The sequence below is a fragment of the Nitrospira sp. BLG_2 genome (assembly GCF_049222245.1).
Genome location: NZ_JBLYIG010000737.1, coordinates 1 through 2363, shown reverse-complemented (window position 1 = coordinate 2363; position 2363 = coordinate 1). Strand labels below are relative to the sequence as shown.

The following is a 2363-nucleotide window of genomic DNA, read 5'->3' as shown; positions in this document are numbered from 1 at the left end:
ACGCCTGCTAAAGGCATCACTAGAGATCACATCGAACGCCCTGGGCCCGGACCATCCTCACATCGCGATGCTTCTGAGCAAACTAGGAGGCCTCTATGCCGTGCAGCGCCGGTATGCCGAGGCAGAACACCAGCTCCGGCTCTCGCTGAAGATCAATGAAAAGGTGTTTGGCCCCGGCCACTTGGATGTAGCCGCCAACTTAGAAGCCTTGGCCTTTGTCCTCAAAAAAGCGCACCGAGAGGAGGAAGCCCAAGAATTACTGACTCAAGCGTTTAAGATATGGTCCAAGCACCGAGACGATAAGTCTTTAGGCTCTTCAGGATTTTGTGTGGGTGACTCAAGTTGAGTGTCGGCATGGGGCTTGTTCTGCCGCACCTCTCAGAGCGCCCCTAACGGGGCTTGCCGAGCGGAAACCCGTCCGAAATTCCTACGGCCACGGTCTGCGGCCGTGGTGCCTTGGTCACTTTCGGCTTTCCTGCTCGACAAACCCCCGGTGGGGCCCCGCTTCTTCAGCGAAGGCAGCGTCACCCCCATGCCGACCCTGAAGCCACCCCAATGCCTGCAGAGCAGCCCAAGGGCTTTTCCGGAAATTGTGCGGGCCATCGGACGAGGTGCCATCGTGCCAGCCCCGGCTGGAAGGGCGGACACAGAGGGTTCGCGTCATGGCGGGAACGGGGCGAATGCAGGTTGATCCTGGTGCCACCGCGACGGCTTGACGCTCCGGCGTCGCCTCACAGTCGCGGTGGCCGACAGGACGACCAGGAACGGCCTCCTGACGCCAACGCATCATGACGCAACCCGAGTGTCGGGGAACCCGTTGCCTTTCTGGATGCAACGGGTCCAACGTCAGCCGGAGTCATCAACTTCACCCACACGATTTCCGGAAGAGCCTGAATCATTATCTACCGGCGATGATGAACTTTGAGGAGAGTCCCCGTCATCTTCGGGCTCCAACGCTCGTGAGCGAGGTGATGGACGGCGGCATCCGGATGATGGTCTACAGAGCATGGAGGAAGTGAGAGACGGTTCCACACGAGGAACTGCGCCTGAAGGCTGACACGCGAAGGGACCTTGCCATGAAGCCACGCATCTCCGTCATCACCGTCGGCGTCGATGATCTGGACAGGTCCCTGCGTTTCTATCGCGACGGTCTGGGGCTGAAGACGGAGGGCATCATCGGAACGGAGTTCGAGCACGGCGCAGTGGTCTTCTTTGATTTAGAGGCCGGAGTGAAGCTCGCGCTCTGGCCGCGCCAGAGTCTGGCGCGAGACTCCGGGCTGTCTTTGGAGAAGCCCAGCGCTACTGAGTTCTCGCTCGGACATACCGTCTCGTCCAAGAAGGAAGTGGACATTGTCATGGAGCAGGCGCGCCAGGCCGGGGCGATCATCGTCAAGCCGGCGCAAGACACGTTCTGGGGCGGCTATGCGGGCTATTTCCAGGACCCCGACAGGCATTTGTGGGAGATCGCCTGGAATCCTGCGTGGGAGGCGGCGGAATAGCCATCGTCGTGTGCGCAAGAGCCCGACGAATCCCGTCACTGCAGGAAAGAGTCGCAAAGGATCAGCAAGATTTTGGTCAATCTCCCCGTCCAGGACTCGACAAGTCGATGGCTTCTTCAAGTCGATTCGGATTTGCGTTCAACCCGCGGTTCACAGACAAGTCCGCGCCTGCATGGACATGAGCGAGGACATCTACGCGATGCTGCTGGCGCATGACAAAGCGAAGGAGTTTACGAAAAGCGATCGCCGACGCCCACGAGACAACGGAGGTGCTCACCGCGCTTGCCGTCGACAGCAAGGAGAAGGTGAACGAGGTGGCCGGCAAGGCGATCAAAGCGGGCGGAAAGGAGCCAGACTCCCCAAGGACTATGGTTTCATGTTCGCGCGGAGCTTCGAGGACCCGGACGGCCACATCTGGGAAGTGTTCTGGATGGATCAAGCCCACGGGCAGAAGGGGTAGTTGTGAGCCGACCAGCCATGGAGGACAACATGCACGACACAATTCATATGCCGACTATTGCGAGCGTTGATGCACACCCACGACAACGGGTGCGCGTGCTGGACACAGACATGAGCTATGTGGATGTCGGAGAAGGCGATCCGATCGTGTTCCTTCATGGCAATCCGACGTCCTCCTATCTGTGGCGCAACATCATTCCACATGTCCCGGGAGACAAGAGAACGGTCGCGTGCCGTCATTCACCGAGAGGAATGGAGTGCGCGCTGCCTGCGCCACGACAACCATTTGATCCGACCGCGCGTCCCGGCTCATGCTCGCGGGCAGGCGGCGTCGTCGCTGACACGAGCGGAAAGGAGGTTGCATGAACGTATCTCAGATTACCGTGACCCCCGATCCCTATGCCC

4 protein-coding genes and 1 pseudogene are annotated in these 2363 nt (G+C 59.8%); 4 read left to right on the top strand and 1 reads right to left on the bottom strand.

Features of this window, described 5'->3' with window-relative positions:
• Positions 1-346, top strand: a 346-nt coding sequence (locus tag ACOSYY_RS19690) for a tetratricopeptide repeat protein (protein WP_421664659.1), incomplete at its 5' end; no start/stop codon positions are given.
• Positions 347-460: 114 nt separating this feature from the next.
• Here the strand turns inward: ACOSYY_RS19690 and ACOSYY_RS19685 are convergent.
• Complete coding sequence (locus tag ACOSYY_RS19685) at positions 461-790, bottom strand: hypothetical protein (protein WP_421664658.1); 330 nt, start codon at positions 788-790, stop codon at positions 461-463.
• Positions 791-1076: 286 nt separating this feature from the next.
• Here ACOSYY_RS19685 and ACOSYY_RS19680 point away from each other — a divergent pair, with 286 nt between their 5' ends.
• The 3 genes and pseudogenes from ACOSYY_RS19680 to ACOSYY_RS20455 all read left to right on the top strand — a co-directional run.
• The gene (locus ACOSYY_RS19680; protein WP_289266720.1) at positions 1077-1499 is read left to right on the top strand and encodes a VOC family protein; all 423 of its coding nucleotides are present in this window, start codon (positions 1077-1079) and stop codon (positions 1497-1499) included.
• Between the two features lie 178 nt (positions 1500-1677).
• Complete coding sequence (locus tag ACOSYY_RS19675) at positions 1678-1959, top strand: VOC family protein (RefSeq protein ID WP_421664657.1); 282 nt, start codon at positions 1678-1680, stop codon at positions 1957-1959.
• A 47-nt stretch (positions 1960-2006) separates the two neighbouring features.
• Positions 2007-2189, top strand: a pseudogene (locus tag ACOSYY_RS20455) (alpha/beta fold hydrolase); the annotation flags it as partial.
• Between the last annotated feature and the right edge of the window lie 174 nt (positions 2190-2363).